We start from the raw sequence: 18,814 nt of genomic DNA, 5'->3' as shown, positions 1-18,814 counted from the left end.
TCATCAAATAAAGTTATGTTATGAGAAAACAATTTTTATTTATATTTTTAGCCTTGATTGTAGCAAATACAAGTCAGGCACAAGGTAAGACGACTAGAATTGGCTACATCGACATGGAATATATTTTAGAAAATGTTTCCGATTATAAAGAAGCCAAATCACAATTAGAGCAAAAAGCTCAAAAGTGGAAACAAGAAGTTGAGGCTAAAAAATTAAATATAAATACATTAAAGGAAAGTTTAAAGACTGAAAAAGCTTTACTGACCAAAGAATTAATTGAAGAAAGAGAAACTGAAATCAAGTTTCTTGAACAAGAAATGATGGATTATCAGCAGAAACAATTTGGTTCTGATGGTAATTTGATGAGACAGAAAGCAGCTTTAGCAAAGCCAATTCAAGATCAGGTTTTTACTGCTGTTCAAGATATTGCAGAAGCTAAAAATTATGATTTTATTTTCGATAAGTCATCAGATTTGACAATGCTTTTTAGCAACAAAAGATTTGACATCAGCGATCAGGTTTTAAGAGTTATAAATCGTTCTGAAAAACGTGAACAGCTTACGAAAAAACAATTAAAAGATCAGGAAGCAAAAGAAAATCTTGAAAATGCAATTGATGAAAACCCAGCAATGGCCGAACGTCAAAAAGCACTTGATGAGAAAAAAGCTGCCAGAGAGAAATTAATTCAGGATAGAAAGTTAGAACAGGAAGCAAAAAGGAAAGAATACGAGGATAGGAGAAATGCTTTAGCAGCTGAAAGAGAGGCTAAAAAAAATGGCACGGTTTCTGGAACAGCTAAAACAACAGAGACGCCAGCAGCAACAGATCCTGCAAAAACAAGTACAACAACAGCTAAACCTGCAACAACAACAGGCGAAACAACAACCGCTGAGCCAACAATGACTAAAGCAGAAGAAAGACAAATGCTTTATGAACAGCGTAAAAAAGAGTTGGAAGAAAAAAGAAAGAAAATTTTAGAAGAAAGAGAAGCGGCTAAAAAAGCAAAAGAAGCCGAAACACAAAAATCAAATACGACCAATAATTAATTAATATTTTAAAAATGATGAAACAAATCAAAACTTTACTAATTGCTGCAATTCTTATTTTGGGAGCAAGTAACACAATGAACGCGCAAGCGAAGGTAGCTCATGTTGATGTAAGCGAGATCATGTCGAAAATGCCTGCAATGCTAGATGCTCAAAATCAACTGCAAAAATTAAGTGGTACATACGATGCTGAATACAAAAAAATGGTTGATGAGTACCAAGTAAAAATTAAAAAATACGAAACTGAAGCTGCAACTGTAACTGATGCTGTTAACGGAGAGCGTTCTAAAGAAGTTCAGGACATGCAAAAAAGAATTGTGGATTACAGAGACAATGCACAAAAAGAATTACAACAAAAAGAAACTGATATCGTAAAACCTTTAATGGAAAAAGTAAGAGCTTCTATCCAAAAAGTTGGAAAAGCTAAAGGTTACCAATACGTTTTAGACGGTTCTACTTTATTATTAGCTGATGGTCCAAACATTACTGCTGATGTTAAAAAAGATTTAGGATTCTAAGAAATTCAATCCTTACAATTAAACTGCTCAATTTTATAATTTGAGCAGTTTTTTTTTACAAAAAATTAAAACTTATCTCTTCTATTATTTCCAGATTTGAATTACCTTAGAGTATCAAATTAGATTAAAAAAATAGTAAATTTGCTTTATGACAAACAACAATCCTATCGGCGTTTTTGATTCTGGAATTGGCGGAACTTCCATTTGGAGCGCTATTCATGATCTGCTTCCAAACGAAAAAACTATTTACCTAGCTGACAGCAAAAATGCTCCTTACGGTCAAAAAAGTAAAGATGAGATTGTTGCTTTAAGCAAAAAAAATGTTGAGTTTTTATTGGACAATAAATGCAAATTAATTGTTGTTGCCTGCAATACCGCTACAACAAATGCAATATTTGAGCTTCGTGCTAATTATGATGTCCCTTTTGTTGGAATTGAACCAGCAATTAAACCGGCAGCAAACAATTCTCAAACACAAATAATTGGAATTCTAGCCACTAAGGGAACTTTAAACAGTGAATTGTTTAATAAAACTGCAGAAATGTTTCAGAACACTACTATTATTGAACAAGTCGGTCATGGTCTTGTACAACTTATAGAAGATGGAAACCTGTACTCTCCGGAAATGACTCAATTGCTGGAATCTTATTTACAGCCGATGATAGAAGCAAATATCGATTACCTTGTTTTAGGCTGTAGTCACTATCCGTATTTAATTCCACAGATAAAAAAAATTCTCCCAGATCATATTAAAATAATAGATTCAGGAGAAGCTGTTGCCAGACAAACTAAAAACTTACTTAGAGATAAAGTAGGATTTTCAGAAAGCCAGGATCATGATCCAATTTTTTATGTCAATTCTAATCCTGCCGTTTTAGAATCAATTTTAGACTATAAATATCCTGTAATTAAAAAAGATTTTTAGGATACTATTCAATCTTTCGCTTGACGAACCAAATTCCATCTAAGGATAAATTGAGCGATATTTTATGGTAGTTTTCTTTTATCAAATCATTGGCTATTCTTCCTTTTTGTCCATAAGAATAAGACACGTTTAGAGAAGAGAAGGTGTTTTCTATTGGTAGATTAAGTCCAATAGAAAATGATGCATTATTTATTCTTTCCTTATCGACTTCAAGATAGCCCGTATCATAACTTATCCCTGCAGCATACCCTACTCGATCCCAATATTTGCGAACATTTTTTTTAGCGCTATAAGTAAATCCAAGTGCAAAACGATCTTGATTTACAAAGTTCCCATATAGTTCAGATTGTTTTGTATCGCTCCAGAAACTTTTCTCGTAATCTAAAGTTGCATTCAAATTGTTTTTAAATCGCTTGCTGATTCCGAAACCAATTTCAAGAGGCATATAATAATCGTCTGTATCCGAAGCTTTGTTGGATTCTACGATAGTTTCTACCTCATCAGCAATACTGGTCACAGATTGCACTTTAGAAGCATTTACCTTTGTGGGAGCCTTAAAAGTTGTAGCGATTGTAAAAGTTGAATCTATTTTATATTGTGCTCCCAAGGTAGCACGAATTCCACTATAATTTGTTTTTTTATTTATGGTTGTAACTGCATTCGAAATTAAGAAAGCACGTTCATCAACTGTATTCCCGAAAAGTGCAGTTGCCGTAACTCCAAGCGTAAACTTTTTTCCAAATCGATATCCGTACGAAAAATCCAGATTATTCAACCCGCCCGATCCCTGTGCGCTGACATAATAAAATTCCTGACTGTCTGCTATTGGTAATTTTAAATTTGAAATTTTAAATACCGAACTGGAATACGGCTGAAGCGAAACGCTGAAACCTGATTTTTTATTCACAGGAAAAGCAAAAGCTATGTGTGAAAACTGAAAATTATTTCGTTTCTCTGTACGAGAACTGCTTTGATATGTTGTTGCAATAGCTTTTCCTCCAATATCAAAAAGAAAATGGTTTTGGTACATAAAACCTAACGACGCCGGATTCAGATTATTTATAAATGTATCAGAAGGCAAAGCAATTCCTGAAGAACTAGTGGAAGATAAATATCCAAAATTCGAATCGTACAAACTCCCTACACCATATAAAGAATAGGGCGAACTGGAAATACTTTGAGAAAAGGAAGTCAGCGACATCAAAATGAAGCAGCTCCATAAAAGAATTTTATTTTTCATTAATAAGAGATGTAATAAATTTTCAGCTGAATTTTATTGTTTAAATGTTTTTGATCGCCCAAAACTATCCTATTCACCGATTGAGAAATTCCTGGCAATGTTAATATGAGAGATGATCTTGAGTCGGATTGTTTGAGCATTTCTTTTTGAAGAAAATTTCCAATAGGAATTGTGTATCCTACGTTTTCATTAAATTCATCGCTTTTTTTATTCAAAATTCCGTAAACTGTCGAGTTTGCAGAGTTTACCAATGTTGCGCTAATACGATTCAAATTATCGCCAACGTAAACACTTAAAGAATCTGCTAAGGGATATTTTTCGGAATACGAATTATTTACCGGTTTCAAGAACAGCTTCGCATCTACAATAGCTCCGTTGGTCGAGATATTCTTAAATTGTTTAATATTCGGAAAATCGATTCGGCAAGCTACACCAGTTCCAGATTGAATAAATCCCTGATTGTTTGTCGCCGTACTCGATAATCTGCTACTAGAAATGGGGAGATTCTGCAATATTGTACCCGTTTTATCCAACGAAATAGAATTGAATTGCTTGGTAGCATCTGCAATTGTAAAATCGATTGTAAATGGAACCTCATCAGCTTCAGCTTGGTATTTGGAATAGTACATTCGAACCTTACTTGTAGAAACGCTAAAACCGATAACATTGGCAGAATTTGAAGTTTCTGGAACTAGAACCAACCCTTTAAGATATTCCGTAAAACTTTCAAAATCTGTAACTTCCCTTTTTTTTATTTTCTGAAAAAGAGCCGATCCAAATTCATCATTCATTCTAATATTAATAGAATCTTTCTCTGTTGGCCTTGGTTTAAAAGATATAGTCCCGAGACTTTGGGAATCATAAGTTAAGGTCGAATTATTATAAAAATTACTATCATTCGTATTCGGTTTAACTTTTTGAGTCAATCTGTGAATATTGAATGTCTGCACTTTTGTGGTGTCTCCATAATAATAGTTATCATATTTCAGAATCATCGAAATAGAATCAAAAACATAATTTACCGCTTCTGTATCTGAACCAGTATTATTTAGCGCATACGATGAGGCAGAAAGCTGAAAGTAGCTATCCGATTTTACTTTTCCAAAAATAGGATCATCGTAATTTCCAATCAAAATTCTTCCATGGTTTGATGTTGCCAGAGAGTCGAAATTAATAGTCGACATCTCGACCGTAACCGTATCGATCATAATGACTTTATTGCTCAATGCTAAATAATCTGACCCCACTGTAAATTCGCCGGTATCTGTGTCTGTACCACATGAAAATATGGTTAGTACAAAAAGCAATATCAATATAAACTTGTGCATAATCTATTTTTTGGACAAATATAAAATGCAAGCTTTGGTGACACACAATAACATATACTATCACGCTTTTTTAAGCTACAAATTGCACAAAACAATCTATAAGAGGTATTGTCTTCATAAAATTTAATTCGACCTTAAAAAAGACGATTTTGTCTATCAAAACACGTCATATATATATCTTCTTTTTTTTAAGGCGGTCATCCACCTAATTTTGGACCAATAAAATAAATAATGAAAGTAAGGTTTTTAGTTTGTTCTCTTTTTTTGATTGCTATTGTCAACGTGAAAGCTCAAGAAAATTTAGCCGCTTATGCGAATATTAAAACAGAGCCCACAGAAAAAATAAATTTCAGCGAAACCAATGTTGGTATTTTCTATCAAAAAAAGTTGGGAACAAAAAGTAAAATCGCAAACACAATAGAATATTCAAATCTGAAAGTGACTTATGAACTGAATCCTTATAATTTTTATGCCGATCAGGAAAAATTCAATCAAATTCAGAACAAGATCGAATATTCGAATCAGTTATTAGAAAAAACAAAACTGGATATTTCAATTATTCCAACAGCTAATTTCCAACGAAATTTAGATTTTTCTGACGTGACTGTTTTAGGAAATATTGAAGTCAAGCAACAGTTAAGTTCAAAAATAGATGTAATACTTGGAGCCGGTCGAACGTCCGTTTTTGGTTCGCCAAAATTTACTCCGATCATTGGTTTTAATTATAAAATGAATCTCAATGCTAATTTGAGTATCGGATTTCCGGATTCTAGAATTTCATATTCTAATAACGAGCGAAACAAATTTAGTTTAACAAATAGCTTTAACGGTAATTTTTACCATTTAGATGAATTAAATAATGAAGATAAAGCAGAAAAAGCAGTTTTATCGCAAATGACATCAGCTTTCGAATACGAAAGAAATGTCAGCAGTAATTGGTTTTTAAATTTTAAAGCCGGTTACGATTTTAATAAAAAATACAGCCTGCTGGATAGCAACAACAATAAAGTTTACGACTTCAACACAGGCAATGGTTATGTTTTAGGAATTGGGATCAAATACAAACAATAAATATTAAATACACTATGATTAATCTAAAAAAAGGAATTTTATTCACAGCGCTTTTTTCGTGCCTCTTTTTTGTAAGCTGCAGCAATGATGACGATGATGACGATTTAATGGGAAACTGGATAAAAAAATCAGCTTTCGATGGCCCGGCAAGATCTAGTGCAACGAGTTTTGTTATTGGAGACTACGCTTATGTTGTTGGTGGTTATACTGGAGATGTCTATTTAAAAGATTTATGGATTTACAACTCAACAGGTGATTATTGGGAACAAAAAGCAGATTTTGCAGGCGTAGGACGTAGTTCTGCTTCTAGTTTTGCATTGAACGAAAAAGGCTATGTAGGTCTGGGCTATGATGGAACAAATAAATTGAAAGATTTTTATCAGTATGATCCAACAGCTAACAGCTGGACGCAAAAAACTGATTTTGGAGGAACAGCCCGATATGCAGCTGTAGGTTTTCAAGCTGGTGGTAAAGCTTATTTTGGAACTGGTTATGATGGAAATTACTTAAAAGATTTCTACCAATACAACGACCAGACAAACACATGGACTCTTGTAAACGGATTTAGTGGAAACAAAAGACGTAACGCAACAGTATTTGTTATCGCAGATAAAGCATATTTGGCAACGGGTGTAAACAATGGAGTCTATCAGGAAGATTTTTGGGAATTTGATCCTGCTTCTGATGTCTGGACTAGAAAACGTGATATCGATAAAGATACAGATGACGATTATAGTTATAATGATGAATACGCAATTGTTCGAGCAAATGCTTCAAGTTTTTCTATAAACGGTCTAGGTTACATTGTAGGAGGAGAAAACATAAAAACGGTTTGGGAATATAATCCGACGAGTGATTTATGGGTAGAAAGAACTCCAATGGAAGGTGCTACAAGAACAGATGCTGTTGGTTTTGCAATTAATAACCGTGGTTTTTATATGTTAGGAAGAGTGGGCTCTACTTACTTTGATGACGCCTGGGAATTTAAGCCATTAGAAGAACAAAGCGACGATGATAATTAATATGAAAAAATTCTTCCAGAATAACATCTGGAAGAATTTAATGCTTTTTGTTTTTGTAATGCTTTTTACGGCTTGTACAAAAAAAGAAGCTCTTACAACTGCTGCTTTTAAAACAAATTCTGGATGGGGATATACAATTACCTACAAAGAAAAAATTTTAATTAAGCAGACCATTATTCCGGTGATAAGTGACAACAAAAGTTTTGAAACAGAAAAAGACGCTCTTAAAGTAGCTGATTTTGTGAAGCAAAAACTGAAACAAAACTTATCTCCAACGGTAACCAAAAATGACTTAATTTTATTAAAAATAAAATTCTAAATGCAGATCGATACCATTAAAAATACAGGCTACAACAAAATCTTGTTCCATTGCGCTATATGGATTTTCTTTATTTTGACTTCCTTAATTCAGTTTTACGAAAGTCCATTTAAAATAAATAATGACTTTTACGCTCAGTGGTCTACAGGAATTGTATTGTTTTACCTAAACTATTTTTATTTGGTACCAAATTATTTACTGCAAAAAAAATATTGGCTGTACTTTACATTTGCCTTTATTCTAATTGCAATATTTATGACTATTCGATTGAATTATTTCATCCATGAATTTAGACATTTAAGGCCTGAAAATGTAGTACCCGCACGAATGCTACCTCCTGATGCTCATTTTTTCCCAAAAGGAGAAATGATGATGCCCCGCAGAATAGAAATGAAACAACCTCTTTTCTTTAAAATTGGCCCCTCGTTTTTCTACATTTTGGTTATTACCATTTCTGCAATTATTAGAACACTAACTGAATTTTATAATAATCAGCAAAATAAACTGATCGCCGAAACACACAGAACAAATACCGAATTGATTTACCTGCGCAAACAAACCAACCCGCACTTTTTATTCAATTCTCTAAATAGTATTTATTCTTTGGCTCACAAAAAATCTGATTTGGTCCCTGATGCCATCGTAACCTTGTCTGAATTAATGCGCTATATGTTGTATGAAACAGACAACAAAACGGTGGCTTTAGAAAAAGAAGTTAATTACATTCAGAACTATATTGAACTACAAAAACTGAGGTTAAACAATATTGAAGACATCGTAATCAATGTACACGGCGATACCAAAAACAAACATATCGAACCTTTGTTATTAATTTCCTTTGTTGAAAATGCTTTTAAATACGGAACTGATTATAAGGGCGCTGCTCACGTAAAAATCAAAATTCTGATTACTGATAACAACCTTGATTTCTGGATTGAAAATTCTATAGAAAATTATGTAAAAGATCCCGAGAATTCGGGAATCGGATTGGTCAATATTCAAAATCGTCTTGACCTACTCTACCCTAACGCACACGAACTAACCATTACTCAGGATAATACATACTACCGAGTTCATTTGAATTTAAAATTAGATGAAATAAAAACCGCAATACATTAAACAAAACTGATTATGGACAGAAAAAAATTCATCCGAAATGGTATTTTGGGTATTGCCTCATTGGCAACTGCTACAAAATTATTAGAATCTTGCTCCAAAAGCGATAATGACGAAACGGATTCAAGTAATTCCGGAGATGGAAGTTGCACCCTTTCTCCCTCTGAAACGAAAGGTCCGTTTCCTATTAAAACTCCAAGTCAATTGGTTTTAGAAAACATAAAATCTGATCGTGTTGGAATTGCTTTATTGATCAACTTAAAAATTGAAAACAAGAAAAACAACTGCGAACCCCTTTCTGGCGTTTTGGTAGATGTATGGCATTGTGATAAAGACGGAAATTATTCTGAATACGGTGGCACACAAATGCAACAAACAGATTATACTACCGTACATTTTTTAAGAGGAAGACAAACTTCTGACACCAGCGGAAATGTTTCTTTTATCTCTATTTATCCAGGTTGGTATCAAGGTAGAGCACCGCACGTACATGTGGAGGTTTTATCAAGTTCAGGAAGTTCATTATTGGTAACCCAGATTGCTTTTCCTGAGACCATTTCAAGTCAAGTATATTCAAGTACCAATTATGTAGCACACGGACAAGCCGATACGGCAAATGCAAAAGACAATGTTTTTTCTGATAGTTTGGCCGATGAACTTGCAACTATAACAGGAAACCTTACTGACGGCTTCACGTTAACTAAAACTATCACAGTTAATGCATAATTTTGATTTAGTCTAACCAGTATTTTATGAAAATTTTAAAACTTAATTTACTGGTTTCAAATTACTTTTGAATGCCGAAACTAATTGTAAACTTAATTCTAAGAAAATGAAATGTGTAATTATTGATGACGAACCTTTGGCTGTAGAATTGTTACAGGATTTTGTCAAAAAAGTAGAATCATTAGAATTGATTAATTCTTTTAACAATGCAATTGATGCCGTTTCATTTATCAATCAGAATAATGTAGATTTGGTTTTTCTGGACATTCAAATGCCTCATTTCTCGGGAATTGATTTCTTAAATACAATCGAGAAAAAACCTTTGGTTATTTTCACAACAGCTTATTCTGATTATGCTGTTGAAGGTTTTAATCTTGGTGCGGTTGATTATTTAGTAAAACCTATTCCGTTTCATCGTTTTTTAAAAGCGGTTGTCAGAGCCCAGCAAGTTTTTTTACCGACGGCTCCTCAACCCATTTCCGAAACCACCAATGCTCCAGAAATAGATCAGGATTTTATGTTTGTAAGAGCTGAATATGAAAATGTAAAATTGAATTTTGCTGACATTCTTTTTATTGAAGGTTTAAAAGACTATGTCAAAATTTATACAACAGACAATAAATTCACACTGACTTTAATCAGTTTGATAAAACTTGAAAATTTACTTTCGAGTAAGGGTTTTGCCAGAATTCACAGATCATATATCATCAATATAAAACATGTAAAATCGATTCAGAAAAATAAGGTTTTGATAAGTGATAAAAGAATTCCAATCAGCGAAAGCTATAAAAATACTTTCTTCGAAAAAATCAACCTATAGTTTTAAATTCCAAAAAATAAAAATTCCAAATTCCAATGTTTTCATAACGCTTTGGAATTTGGAATTTTTATTATTGATTTTTTTTAAAATTTATTATTCGTTTTTAAACCAGCCAGAATACATAACATAGTTATTCGAAATACGCTCAATTTCCCCAGCAAAATCAGATTGATCGATATCTTTCACTTTTTTGGCAGGAACACCTGCATAAATACTTCCTGAAGACACAACAGTATTTTGAGTTACTACAGCTCCGGCAGCAATAATCGCATTACTCTCTACTACACAATTATCCATTACAATTGCCCCCATTCCGATTAAAACATTATCATGAATGGTACAACCATGTACAATTGCATTATGTCCAATTGAAACGTTATTTCCAATAATAGTTGGATGTTTTTGATAGGTACAATGAATAACGGCACCATCTTGAATGTTTACCTTATTACCGATTTTAATAAAATGAACATCTCCTCGAATAACGGCATTAAACCAAACACTGCAAGATGCTCCAAAAGTTACATCACCAACAATGGTTGCATTTTCGGCAACATAACAATCTTCTGGAATTGAAGGTGTTTTTCCGTTTACAGATTTTATCAGCATAAAATAAAATTTAATTAATTGCCGGACAGTTACAATCGTAGCGTTCTTTTTTACAGAACAAATTGATTCCTAAAGTAATTTGATGGTAACCTCCAGTATCAAACTTCACATTTCCAGTAACCTGAGAATAGGTATAGGCAAACATAAAATTCTTAAAGTTAACCCCAACAATTGGTGTAAAGTATTGTAATTTTTGAGAAGCAACGCCTGTTCCTGCAAGATATTGGGCACCATCAAAACTTCTTCTGTAAGATAAAGCAGCCCAAAGACTTCCAAAATCCATGCTTTTGTATGCTTTCATATTCAAATCGAGAGTCTTTTCTTTTGTTTGGTCAAACAATTGAAATAGAATTGAAGGCTCCCAGGTCCATTCATTATGTTTCCCAAAAACATAACCGGCGCTCAATAAGAACTTTCTAAGATTATCACTTTCATAATCTGTATATAATTCTCTTCTTGTTTCTAATAGTCCCTGAACGGTTGCGTGGGCATAAAAATCCAAATAGTTGTACGAAGCTCCGATATCAACATTGAAATAAGAATCTTTTTGAATTGAACCAAAAACCAAAGGATCAAAGGTTCCTCCAAATTTAGTTTCATCCAATTGATTTTGTATCAAACCTCCACTGATTCCAAAAGACAATTGATTCAAATCTATTTCATCTCTGGAAAACATAATGTGGTGTGCATATGTCAATTTTACCCCTTTTTGCGAATGATATCCGTTCTTGTCATTAAAAACGATAATTCCCGCTCCAGAGCGCTCTCCTAATCTTCCATTAAAACTTAAAGTCTGCAAACTTGGAGCATCTTCTTGCCCAAACCATTGCTTTCTTGCCGTCAATCTAATCTTAGCACAGTTTGCCGCACCCGCCATTGATGGGTGAATTAAGTAATAGTTATCGGACAAATAGTCTGAATAAACCGGTATTCCTTCCTGAGAATAAGAATAAAATGTCGAAATGAGAAAAATTAATAAAACCCTGATTTTTAATTCCATAAAGGTAATTTTGTATCTATATAATTTTCACTCCTGCAATTTAACACGATTTCTTTGAGAAGAGTCTTAATTATTTCATTAAAAAATCAAATATAGTTATTAGTAGAAAATAACTTTAGTAAATTTGCAAAAAATATACAATCATGACAAAAATCACTATAAAAGAAACTCAAAATCCAACTATTTTAAAGTTTGAATTTGAAGACTTTATTACACAGAATCAAAATTTTGAATTCAAAAATATTGACGAAGCACAAGCTTCTCCGTTAGCACAGCAGTTATTTTATTTACCGTTTGTTAAAACTGTTTACATTTCAGGAAATTTTATTGCAATTGAAAGATACAGTATTGTAGACTGGGACGATGTTAAAGATGCTGTTGCCGAACAAATTAGTGCGTTTGTTGAAAAAGGTGGCGTTATCATTAAAGTGGATGAAAACAAAGCAAAAAAACAGCCTATTACAGTTTATGGAGAAACAACTCCAAATCCTTCAGCATTGAAATTTGTGGTAAGCAGAATGTTGACTCGTAATGCAGTAGAATATAAAAACATCGATCAGACTGCTTCTTCTCCATTGGCTCAGGAATTGTTTAAATTTCCGTATGTAAAAGAAATTTTTATTGACGAAAACTATATTTCTGTTACCAAATATGAAATCAATGATTGGTCTGAAATCACTTTAGAATTAAGAACATTCATTAAACAATATATTGAAAACGGAGGTACTGTTTTAGACGAAAGTTTAATTCAAACAGCCAAAAAAGATGAAACCACAAAAGATGAAGCATTTGACAAATTAGATGTTACTTCTCAGCAAATCATCAATATTTTAGAAGAATATGTAAAACCAGCTGTAGCTGCAGATGGTGGAAATATCGCTTTCGAATCTTATAATGAAGACGACAAAACAGTAAAAGTATTATTGCAAGGCGCATGCAGCGGTTGTCCTTCATCAACATTTACTTTAAAAAGTGGTATCGAAAATATGCTGAAAAGCATGCTAAACGATGAAGCAATAAAAGTTGAAGCTGTAAATGCTTAATTTACTTCAAAATATATTAAAGGAAAGCGTCTCACTGAGACGCTTTTTTTATTAACCACTAATTATCAATTCTTTACTCAAAAAAAATACGTAATTCTGTAAAATTAATTAATATTGCAACCTCAACCAATTAACTAAAAACCATGGGATTATCTTCATTTTTTAAAAATTTATTTGGCTCAACAAAAGAGTCTGCAACAGAATTGGCTAATGACGCCGAAAACACTTTCGAACATGTAAAAGAAGCCGCTGCACCTTATATCGAAAAAGCGGAGACGCTTGCAGAAGAAACAATTGATAAAGTAAAAGAAGTTTCTGAGCCTATTATTGAAAAAGCAGTAGATTATGCCAACCAAGCCAAAGAAACTGTAATTGAATATGCAGACAAAGCTTCGGAAACTATTACTGATGTTATAGAAAGTATAAAAGAGGCAACTTCTGAAACTACAGACGACACCAAAAGACTTGTTTCTGAGACCGTTTTTGACACGAGTGAAGCGGCAGTTGAGGAAACAGACAAAGAATAAACGTTCTTTCCTGATAAGGCAAATATTTTTATATTTGCACCACTAATTATACCTTCTCTTTTTGAGAAGGTTTTTTTTATTTTAAAATACAAAATATGAGCCCAGAACAAATAGCAACTTATACATCATCATTTATTGCAATATTAGCTGATTATTCGCTAACCTTAATTTCAGCACTTCTAATTCTATTTATTGGTTTATATGCCATACGCTTAATAAATAGACTTATTAGAAAAATAATGGTGAAAAGAAATTTAGACCCTACTTTAACTAAATTTCTTGCTGATATTTTACTTTGGGCGCTCCGAATTTTATTGTTTGTGACCTTTATTTCAAAATTAGGAATTCCAACCACTTCATTTGTTGCTATCTTAGGAGCAATGGGACTTGCAGTTGGTTTATCACTTCAAGGTTCGCTTTCTAATTTTGCCGGCGGTATGCTTATTATTGTTTTCAAACCTTTCAAAGTAGGCGATACAATTGAAGCACAAGGAATTATTGCAACCGTAGAAGAGATTCAGATTTTTGTTACCAAAATGGTAACTGGAAATAATCAGACTGTTTTTGTTCCAAATGGTACTTTATCAAACGGAACGATCATCAATTATTCGATGCAGGGAGAAAGAAGAGCCGATTTGACTTTTTCAATTTCTTACGATTCTGATATTAAAAAAGCAAAAGATGTTTTGTTAGATGTTTTAAATAAAAACTCAAAAGTTTTACAAACACCAGCACCAGAAGTTTTTGTAAAAAACCTATCCGCAAGTTCAATAGATTTTGCAGTTCGTCCTTGGGCAAAAAATGCCAATTACGGAGCTGTTTTTACTGAAACCTTAGAAGATTGTAAAGCTGCACTAGACCAAGCCGGAATTGCCGTACAGCCGTATACGATACAAAAGTAATTTACTCTTTTTTTGAAGGAGCAGTAATCATAAAATCCTTTAAATAATAAGGTTCAAAATAAGCGACATCTACAGTGTCGCTTTTTTGATACTTATCATAACTGATTTTACTCATAGCGTCTGCAGAAGGATATTTTATATCTTCTAAAAAAACGAAATTTTCTTTAGTTAAAACCGCTTTACATTTGTCTGCACAATCGCCAACAAAGTAAAGTTTATCCGTGTATTCCTGAAATGAATTTTCGTCAATAATCTCCGCTTTGATAGCCCTGTCAATTGTCAAATCTGGATTAAAAATAGCGCTATATACTTCCATACGACGAGCATCTAGCATTGGGATGATTTTTCCATCTGCAACTTCAGCCTGAGAAGCCAAAGTTTGAAGCGTATCAACAGCAATTAACGGAATATTTAAAGCATAACACAGGCCTTTTGCTGCCGAAACGCCAATTCTCAATCCGGTGTAAGATCCTGGGCCTTGGCTAACTGCAATTGCAGCTAAATTTTGAACTGAAATTGCAGCTTTTGCGATTACTTCTTCAATGAAAACATGAAGTTTTTCGGCATGCGAATATCCTTCATCAGCAAGCTCATTACAAGCAATGGTTTTTCCATCTTTTGCGACAGATACAGAACAGTTTTTAGTAGCCGTTTCGATGTTGAGAATAAAAGACAATGTATTAAATTTTAAATATTATTGAATTCTTTTTTATTTTTTAGGAGCTTCTGCTTTTTTAAGCTTTACTTTATCTCCAGAATTTAGTTCTTTAGAAACCGTTGTGTAAGGCCCTGTTATAACAACATCTCCCGCCTTTAAGCCTGACATTACTTCAATATTGGTATCGTCTTGAATTCCAGTTTTTATAACTCGAATTTTAGCTTTATCACCAACTTTTACAAAAACACACTCAAATTTTTTATCAATTTTCGGAGTTGCTTTTTTATCCTGATTAGGATCTTCAACAGTAAAATCTTTTACCGCCGTAGTATCTGATTTTACAACTACAGAACTGATTGGCACTGCCAGAACATTTGTTTTTGTTGTTGTAATGATATCAACAGTTGCGGTCATTCCTGGTCTAAACGGAGAATATGTACTTGGCTTTCCTTCCAGCAAATCTTGGTAAGATTCTTTTAAAATACGAACCTTAACTTTAAAATTAGTTACCTGATCTGATGTTAATGTTGTACTTGCAGAATTAGAAATACTGGTAACAATACCTTTAAACTTCTTTTTCAAATAGGCATCAACTTCAACATTTGCTTCGTCGCCTATTTTAATTTTTACAATATCATTTTCATTTACATCAACTTCGACCTCCATATTATTAAGGTTTGCAACACGCAAAAGTTCTGTACCTGCCATTTGTTGTGTACCAAGAACTCTTTCTCCTAATTCTACATTCAAAACAGAAATTGTTCCATCTGCAGGAGAATAAATTGTTGTACGCCCAAGGTTGTCCCTAGCTTCTGTTACCGATGCTGATGCACTTTGAACATTATAATAAGCGCTCTGCTTTGTTGCTTTTGCAACTTCATAAGTCGAAATAGCTTTATCCCAATCCGATTTAGAAATTACCCCTTTGTCATACAGGACCTTATTGCGCTCATAATTTGCCTTAGCTTCTTTAAAACTTGCGTCTGACTGTGTTAGACTAGCTTTAGTTCCTGCTAAATTTGCAACCGAACGATCTAGACCTGAAGTATATAAATCAGGATTTATTTTGACCAACAACTCCCCTTTTTTTACAACTTGTCCTTCTTTTACATTTAAGGAAATAATTTCTCCCGAAACCATTGAAGCAATCTTAACTTCAATTTCCGGCTGAATTTTACCTGTTGCCGAAACAGTTTCAACAATTGTTGAAGCTATCACTTTTGCAGTTTCTACTTCTTTTCCTTCGTCCTTATTTCCTATTACGCCCGCCTTTGAAAGACCAATTAAAGCTGCAATAATCACAATTGCACCACCGACTAAGAAATAAATTGTTTTTTTTGACATAATAGATTATTTTGTAATAATTGGAACAATTGGAATTCCGAAATAAAATTCAAGTATTTTAATTTTAAACATGTAATCGTACTTTGTTCTGATTACATCAGATTGTGCGTTAGTCAACAATGTTTGCGCTTGTGTAAAATCAAATGAATTCATCAAACCTACATCGTATTTTTCTTTTGCATAATTATATGCTTGCTGTCTTGCTTCTAAAGTAACAGTAGCCGATTCGTAAGTATTTAAAGCTCCTCTTGCATCTGTAAAAGCAGTGTAAACGTTACGTTGCAAATCTAAACTTTTTTGTTCTAAATCTATTTTAGATTTTTCTAAACTTACTTTGTTACGCTCTACATTATTTTTAACTGAAAAACCATTGAAAATCGGAACATTCAACTGCAAACCAAAATTATGTCCTTTATTATCACTAAACTGTTGAAATATAGGATCTGGCCCTACCGTATATGGGTTGCCGGCAGCATCCAATCTAACTTGATCACTATAACTTGCTCTGGTATTAAAACCATAAAATCCACGTAAAGTTGGCTGATAAGCTCCTTTGGCAATTGCTACATTTTTTTCTGCAATTTCAAGATTTGTTTGAGCTAATTTTAATTCTGTTCTAGTCTCTTTTGCTTTATCATAAATTTCTATTGGAGTCTGAGCCAGAATATTATGTTCATCTTTTGCATTAGTATCATCTACTACATCAAAATCTGCAAACTCTTTTAATTGTAAAAGTTGTGCTAAACTTAATTTAGAAATCAACAAGTTATTCTCAGAAACCGCAATGTTTTGTTTATCTGTAGCAACAGTTGCTTTTAAATCGTACAAATCTCCACGTGGAATTGTTCCTGCTTTTACCATTTCTTCAGAACGAGCAAATCTTTTTTCATCGATCGACAATTGTTCTTTCTTAACTTTTAAATCTTCCTTATTTGATAGAATCTGTAAAAATGCGCTCGCAACATTCAAAGAAATATCTTCTTGCATTTTCAACAATTGGTATTGAGATGCAATAATAGACAATTTAGCTTTTCTGTAAGCATTTTGATTTTGCAGACCTTTGTAGATATCAACACCTGCATTTAATCCGACTGAAGAATATTGTGTCGTCTGATTACGTAAAATACCTGTTGTAACATCTTGGTTCAAACCAATATTCCATGAGTGAGAAGCATTTCCGTTTACCGATGGTAGATAATTACCCAATGCCCCTTTTTTATCGATATCAGCATTTTTTACATCTAATTCCGATAATTTTATAGTAATATTATTTTCAAGTGCGTATCTCACACATTCTTCCAAAGTCCATTGTTTTGACTGTGCTTGGCCAGATAACCCTAAACCAAATAACATTGCAAAAATCAGACTATTATATTTATTTATTTTCATATACTTTTAATGAAAGCGCAGCAAACCGAACTACGCAAATTTAACATTTTTTAAAACCAAAAAGATCCTTAAACCTTCAAATTAGACTATTTTTTTTCTTTGTCTCCTTCATTAATCAAGCCTTGATTCCAGATTTTAATTTTATCTGTATCTTTTACACCGCTTTTAACTTGAACGTAGATTCCGTCGCTCACTCCCAAAACTAAATCTCTTCTTTCAAATTTCTGTGGAGCAGTTTCAATTTCTACATAAGGCTTTTGTGTTTTTTTGTCAAATTGAACCAATGATTCTTTAATAGCTAAAACCTTATCTGCTTTTTCTAAAATAATTGAAGCATTTGCACTCAAACCAGCTCTGATAAAAGTATCATCTCTATTAATCATTTGAGCTTTTATTTCAAATTGAATAGCACCGTTTTCTGTAACTCCTTTTGGTGCAATATAATTTAAAACAGCTTCAAATTTTTTGTTTTCAATTGCTCCAATCGTAATTTCAATTGGCATTTTCTCTTTGATTTTTCCTACTTCAGATTCATCGATTTTTCCAATAAAAATCATTCTTCCAACATCTGCAACGCTCGCAATTGTTGTTCCTTCATTAAAATTATTACTTTCAATTACCTGATTTCCAACTTTTACCGGAACGTCTAAAACCATTCCGTTTACAGTAGAACGAATTAAGGTATTAGCATAACTACCTAAAGAAGAAGTTGTTCCTGTTTTAACGATATCTAAACCTTGTTTTGCTGCCAAATAAGTCTGTTTAGCCTGATTGTATGCTACTTGAGCTGCATCAAAGTCATTTGCAGAAATTACCTCTTTCTCAAACAATGTTTTTTGCCTCTTATAAAGCTTTTCCTGATTATCTAAAGCAATTTTAGCTGTCGTAACCTGATTTTGAGAACTGCTAACATTTGAAACATTCGCAACAACTCTAATTTTAGCAATCATATCTCCAGCTTTGATTTTTTCGCCGGCTTTGATGTATACCTCTTCAATAATTCCTGAAATATTTGGTTTGATTAAAACCTCTTCATCAGGTTGAATATTTCCCGTCGCAATAGTATTTTTTACGATAGTCTTAATTTCTGCTTTTTCCGTTTTAAATACAATCGGCGATTCTTGATTTTTAGCATACAAATAGTAAAGTGCGCCAAAAAAGACAATTGCAATAAATATTAAAATGGTTACGGTTACTCCTTTTTTCATTTG

20 protein-coding genes are annotated in these 18,814 nt (G+C 33.0%); 12 read left to right on the top strand and 8 right to left on the bottom strand.

Going from position 1 to position 18,814, the window contains the following annotated elements:
* The first annotated feature begins 20 nt into the window (after positions 1 to 20).
* The 3 genes from K6T82_RS19035 (at position 21) to murI (ending at position 2,489) form a co-directional block, all read left to right on the top strand.
* Entirely contained in the window at positions 21 to 1,046 is a 1,026-nt protein-coding gene (locus K6T82_RS19035; protein ID WP_223709405.1) for an OmpH/Skp family outer membrane protein, read from the top strand.
* Positions 1,047 to 1,060: 14 nt separating this feature from the next.
* Complete coding sequence (locus K6T82_RS19030; protein WP_223709403.1) at positions 1,061 to 1,564, top strand: OmpH/Skp family outer membrane protein; 504 nt, start codon at positions 1,061 to 1,063, stop codon at positions 1,562 to 1,564.
* A 148-nt stretch (positions 1,565 to 1,712) separates the two neighbouring features.
* Entirely contained in the window at positions 1,713 to 2,489 is a 777-nt protein-coding gene (murI, locus tag K6T82_RS19025; RefSeq protein ID WP_223709400.1) for a glutamate racemase, read from the top strand.
* A 4-nt stretch (positions 2,490 to 2,493) separates the two neighbouring features.
* Here the strand turns inward: murI and bamG are convergent, their stop codons facing one another.
* Positions 2,494 to 3,729, bottom strand: a complete 1,236-nt coding sequence (bamG, locus tag K6T82_RS19020) for a BamG family beta-barrel-assembly machinery protein (protein WP_223709392.1) — start codon at positions 3,727 to 3,729, stop codon at positions 2,494 to 2,496.
* Positions 3,729 to 5,057, bottom strand: coding sequence for a DUF4270 family protein (locus tag K6T82_RS19015; protein WP_223709389.1), 1,329 nt, complete (start codon positions 5,055 to 5,057; stop codon positions 3,729 to 3,731). Before K6T82_RS19015 ends, bamG begins: the two co-directional genes overlap by 1 nt.
* A 231-nt stretch (positions 5,058 to 5,288) precedes the next feature.
* Here K6T82_RS19015 and K6T82_RS19010 point away from each other — a divergent pair, with 231 nt between their 5' ends.
* The 6 genes from K6T82_RS19010 to K6T82_RS18985 all read left to right on the top strand — a co-directional run bounded on the left by K6T82_RS19010 (position 5,289) and on the right by K6T82_RS18985 (position 10,131).
* Positions 5,289 to 6,128 carry a DUF6268 family outer membrane beta-barrel protein gene (locus K6T82_RS19010; RefSeq protein ID WP_223709386.1) on the top strand — a complete coding sequence of 280 codons (840 nt, stop codon included), beginning with the start codon at positions 5,289 to 5,291 and terminating at the stop codon, positions 6,126 to 6,128.
* 14 nt (positions 6,129 to 6,142) lie between these two features.
* Positions 6,143 to 7,150 (top strand): Kelch repeat-containing protein, encoded by a 1,008-nt coding sequence (locus K6T82_RS19005; RefSeq protein ID WP_223709384.1) that lies wholly within the window; start codon positions 6,143 to 6,145, stop codon positions 7,148 to 7,150.
* 1 nt (position 7,151) lies between these two features.
* Complete coding sequence (locus tag K6T82_RS19000) at positions 7,152 to 7,469, top strand: DUF4907 domain-containing protein (RefSeq protein WP_223709382.1); 318 nt, start codon at positions 7,152 to 7,154, stop codon at positions 7,467 to 7,469.
* Positions 7,470 to 8,588 (top strand): sensor histidine kinase, encoded by a 1,119-nt coding sequence (locus K6T82_RS18995; protein ID WP_223709380.1) that lies wholly within the window; start codon positions 7,470 to 7,472, stop codon positions 8,586 to 8,588.
* A gap of 12 nt (positions 8,589 to 8,600) precedes the next feature.
* On the top strand, positions 8,601 to 9,311 hold the full coding sequence (locus tag K6T82_RS18990) for a dioxygenase family protein (RefSeq protein WP_223709378.1): 711 nt from the start codon (positions 8,601 to 8,603) through the stop codon (positions 9,309 to 9,311).
* A 106-nt stretch (positions 9,312 to 9,417) separates the two neighbouring features.
* Positions 9,418 to 10,131: a LytR/AlgR family response regulator transcription factor gene (locus tag K6T82_RS18985; protein WP_223709375.1), complete on the top strand. Its 714-nt coding sequence runs from the start codon at positions 9,418 to 9,420 to the stop codon at positions 10,129 to 10,131.
* Positions 10,132 to 10,224: 93 nt separating this feature from the next.
* On the opposite strand, the gene K6T82_RS18980 is transcribed toward K6T82_RS18985, so the two are convergent.
* Positions 10,225 to 10,740 (bottom strand): gamma carbonic anhydrase family protein, encoded by a 516-nt coding sequence (locus K6T82_RS18980; protein WP_223709372.1) that lies wholly within the window; start codon positions 10,738 to 10,740, stop codon positions 10,225 to 10,227.
* Positions 10,741 to 10,750: 10 nt separating this feature from the next.
* Positions 10,751 to 11,740 (bottom strand): PorP/SprF family type IX secretion system membrane protein, encoded by a 990-nt coding sequence (locus K6T82_RS18975; protein ID WP_223709369.1) that lies wholly within the window; start codon positions 11,738 to 11,740, stop codon positions 10,751 to 10,753.
* A gap of 143 nt (positions 11,741 to 11,883) precedes the next feature.
* Between K6T82_RS18975 and K6T82_RS18970 the strand changes: the two genes are divergently transcribed.
* The 3 genes from K6T82_RS18970 to K6T82_RS18960 all read left to right on the top strand — a co-directional run bounded on the left by K6T82_RS18970 (position 11,884) and on the right by K6T82_RS18960 (position 14,212).
* On the top strand, positions 11,884 to 12,783 hold the full coding sequence (locus tag K6T82_RS18970; protein WP_223709367.1) for a NifU family protein: 900 nt from the start codon (positions 11,884 to 11,886) through the stop codon (positions 12,781 to 12,783).
* A gap of 143 nt (positions 12,784 to 12,926) precedes the next feature.
* Positions 12,927 to 13,310, top strand: coding sequence for a YtxH domain-containing protein (locus K6T82_RS18965; RefSeq protein ID WP_223709365.1), 384 nt, complete (start codon positions 12,927 to 12,929; stop codon positions 13,308 to 13,310).
* 95 nt (positions 13,311 to 13,405) lie between these two features.
* A complete protein-coding gene (locus tag K6T82_RS18960) occupies positions 13,406 to 14,212 on the top strand; it encodes a mechanosensitive ion channel family protein (RefSeq protein ID WP_223709362.1) in 807 nt (268 codons plus the stop codon).
* 1 nt (position 14,213) lies between these two features.
* Here the strand turns inward: K6T82_RS18960 and tsaB are convergent, their stop codons facing one another.
* The 4 genes from tsaB to K6T82_RS18940 form a co-directional block, all read right to left on the bottom strand.
* Entirely contained in the window at positions 14,214 to 14,888 is a 675-nt protein-coding gene (gene tsaB / locus K6T82_RS18955; protein ID WP_223709352.1) for a tRNA (adenosine(37)-N6)-threonylcarbamoyltransferase complex dimerization subunit type 1 TsaB, read from the bottom strand.
* A 33-nt stretch (positions 14,889 to 14,921) separates the two neighbouring features.
* Positions 14,922 to 16,214, bottom strand: coding sequence for an efflux RND transporter periplasmic adaptor subunit (locus tag K6T82_RS18950; RefSeq protein ID WP_223709349.1), 1,293 nt, complete (start codon positions 16,212 to 16,214; stop codon positions 14,922 to 14,924).
* Between the two features lie 6 nt (positions 16,215 to 16,220).
* On the bottom strand, positions 16,221 to 17,603 hold the full coding sequence (locus K6T82_RS18945; protein ID WP_223709341.1) for a TolC family protein: 1,383 nt from the start codon (positions 17,601 to 17,603) through the stop codon (positions 16,221 to 16,223).
* 86 nt (positions 17,604 to 17,689) lie between these two features.
* Positions 17,690 to 18,811 carry an efflux RND transporter periplasmic adaptor subunit gene (locus tag K6T82_RS18940; protein WP_223709331.1) on the bottom strand — a complete coding sequence of 374 codons (1,122 nt, stop codon included), beginning with the start codon at positions 18,809 to 18,811 and terminating at the stop codon, positions 17,690 to 17,692.
* Positions 18,812 to 18,814 lie beyond the last annotated feature (3 nt).

This window comes from Flavobacterium potami (genome assembly GCF_020026915.1).
GTDB lineage: Bacteria > Bacteroidota > Bacteroidia > Flavobacteriales > Flavobacteriaceae > Flavobacterium > Flavobacterium potami.
Note: the sequence above shows the minus strand (reverse complement) of the source record. Positions and strands in the feature narration are given on the sequence as shown.

Coding starts and splice junctions, on each gene's coding strand:
- K6T82_RS19035 (WP_223709405.1), top strand. CDS start 21: ATGAGAAAACAATTTTTATTTATATTTTTAGCCTTGATTGTAGCAAAT.
- K6T82_RS19030 (WP_223709403.1), top strand. CDS start 1,061: ATGATGAAACAAATCAAAACTTTACTAATTGCTGCAATTCTTATTTTG.
- murI (WP_223709400.1), top strand. CDS start 1,713: ATGACAAACAACAATCCTATCGGCGTTTTTGATTCTGGAATTGGCGGA.
- bamG (WP_223709392.1), bottom strand. CDS start 3,729: ATGAAAAATAAAATTCTTTTATGGAGCTGCTTCATTTTGATGTCGCTG.
- K6T82_RS19015 (WP_223709389.1), bottom strand. CDS start 5,057: ATGCACAAGTTTATATTGATATTGCTTTTTGTACTAACCATATTTTCA.
- K6T82_RS19010 (WP_223709386.1), top strand. CDS start 5,289: ATGAAAGTAAGGTTTTTAGTTTGTTCTCTTTTTTTGATTGCTATTGTC.
- K6T82_RS19005 (WP_223709384.1), top strand. CDS start 6,143: ATGATTAATCTAAAAAAAGGAATTTTATTCACAGCGCTTTTTTCGTGC.
- K6T82_RS19000 (WP_223709382.1), top strand. CDS start 7,152: ATGAAAAAATTCTTCCAGAATAACATCTGGAAGAATTTAATGCTTTTT.
- K6T82_RS18995 (WP_223709380.1), top strand. CDS start 7,470: ATGCAGATCGATACCATTAAAAATACAGGCTACAACAAAATCTTGTTC.
- K6T82_RS18990 (WP_223709378.1), top strand. CDS start 8,601: ATGGACAGAAAAAAATTCATCCGAAATGGTATTTTGGGTATTGCCTCA.
- K6T82_RS18985 (WP_223709375.1), top strand. CDS start 9,418: ATGAAATGTGTAATTATTGATGACGAACCTTTGGCTGTAGAATTGTTA.
- K6T82_RS18980 (WP_223709372.1), bottom strand. CDS start 10,740: ATGCTGATAAAATCTGTAAACGGAAAAACACCTTCAATTCCAGAAGAT.
- K6T82_RS18975 (WP_223709369.1), bottom strand. CDS start 11,740: ATGGAATTAAAAATCAGGGTTTTATTAATTTTTCTCATTTCGACATTT.
- K6T82_RS18970 (WP_223709367.1), top strand. CDS start 11,884: ATGACAAAAATCACTATAAAAGAAACTCAAAATCCAACTATTTTAAAG.
- K6T82_RS18965 (WP_223709365.1), top strand. CDS start 12,927: ATGGGATTATCTTCATTTTTTAAAAATTTATTTGGCTCAACAAAAGAG.
- K6T82_RS18960 (WP_223709362.1), top strand. CDS start 13,406: ATGAGCCCAGAACAAATAGCAACTTATACATCATCATTTATTGCAATA.
- K6T82_RS18950 (WP_223709349.1), bottom strand. CDS start 16,214: ATGTCAAAAAAAACAATTTATTTCTTAGTCGGTGGTGCAATTGTGATT.
- K6T82_RS18945 (WP_223709341.1), bottom strand. CDS start 17,603: ATGAAAATAAATAAATATAATAGTCTGATTTTTGCAATGTTATTTGGT.
- K6T82_RS18940 (WP_223709331.1), bottom strand. CDS start 18,811: ATGAAAAAAGGAGTAACCGTAACCATTTTAATATTTATTGCAATTGTC.